The organism is Brevibacterium sp. CCUG 69071, assembly GCF_021023135.1.
GTDB lineage: Bacteria > Actinomycetota > Actinomycetes > Actinomycetales > Brevibacteriaceae > Brevibacterium.
In genome coordinates, this window is the sequence record NZ_PGFV01000014.1 from 1,709 (window position 1) to 3,331 (window position 1,623).

Genomic DNA, 1,623 nt, shown 5'->3' on the forward strand with positions numbered 1-1,623 from the left:
CCAGGCAAGCCCCCGAGGCTCATCGACGGTCGAGGTGAGTGCCAATCCATCCCAGAACGGTTGCACAGTCGGCGGTGCAGTCGGGTCAGTGACACCAGCAGCGATGGTGAGTTTCGCACCCTGTGCGAGCGTGTTGTCCGTGCCCCGCAGTTCGGCGCCACCGTTAACAACGAGAGTGTCAGCCTCAACCTCACCCTTGAACGTGTTTCCTTCCGGGGAGAGTTGGGTGCGAACATCGCCCTTATCGTCCTTGACGGTGAACCTTGAACCGATGATGTCGACGCCCTCGAACAGGCGGTTACGGAACACATCCGCGTCGATCATCTCAGCCCGCACGGTCAGGAACTCCGCGACCTTCGCTGTGAGCTCCTCCGACGCGGTGATCTTCGACGCGGTGACTGCGCCGGTAAGTATCGCGTTCTCACCGATGAACTCCTCGGCCTGAACCATCTGAGCGACGACGACCTCAGCGAAGAGCTTCTTGATGACAGCCTCGGCGAGCGCCGCGGTTCCTGCCTTGAGGTTGCCGACCTCGAGAACGTCAGCGGCGAGATGTGGGGTCTGGACTCCGCCCGGTGTAATGAGCGTTCCACCAACTGGCTTATACAGCTTCACGCCAGCAAGCGAGTAGGTTGCCGTTCGTTCCGTGCCGGAACTGTGGTTCGGGTAGAAGGAACCCATGTAGATGGCCGTGACTCCCGGGCGAACTGTGATTCGGCTGACCAGCTTCGTCCACGCTGTGGGCACGATGTACCCAGACACAGGGTAGTAATAGGACTGTGCAACTCCGGAGCCTTCTACCGGGGCCCACCTAAAGTCGGATGTTGCGAGGTGCGCCCCATCCTGGTCGCGAACTTCCTGGTAGATGCGCGAATCCGCCTTGTCGGCTTTGACCCACATCTCGAGCACAATCACATCTCCCGGGGAAACTGGATACTGCCCATTCCCCCACGCACGCGAAGTCGCCATTCCGGAAATATCGGCGGCCCCAGAGTGAGCGGACGGCGTGTCCGAAGTCTGATAGGTGAAGGCCGAATCCCATCCAAGTGCGCTCCCGGCCGAGAGGTCTCCGTTCGGGATGAGATTCCGGTCTCCGCCGATGAGGAGCTTGTCGGCGAGGATCGCCCCGGCGCGGATGCGGTTGACGACATCGAGGAAACCGGCGTTGATGGTCGAGGCGTCGATGTTGGAGAGTATCGCGCCGTCGACAGGATGAGTCACCCACACGCTGCCGTTCCACCGCCACCGACCGATCTCGCGGCCACCTGAACCGAGGGAAGTGAGCTTGATCCACGTGTCCCCATCCGTACCCGAGTAAGTGGTGGGCGGGTTCGAGGTCGACCAAGTCGTCTCGTTCTTGAGCCCCAGCTTCGTCGTCAGGTCCCCGGAGACGGCCTCGATCTCGGCAAGTGCCGCGGCGATCGCGTCTTCACGCGCACGGGCGATCTCCTCCGAGATCTCCTCCGGATCCAAATCAGCGATACCCGCGAGCTTGTCAGCGAGCGTCTGCTGACCCTCGAGGAGCATCTCACCGGCGTTCTTGATCAACGTCGTGGCGGCGTCGATCTCCTCGAGCACGATATCGCCATAACTCGGCACCTCGACATCGACCGGGGCGGACGG

Annotated in this window: 1 protein-coding gene; it reads right to left on the reverse strand. The window is 61.8% G+C overall.

From position 1 onward, the window contains the following. A partial coding sequence (locus tag CV023_RS18660; RefSeq protein ID WP_230748574.1) for a hypothetical protein occupies positions 1-1,623 on the reverse strand: 1,623 nt, incomplete at both ends.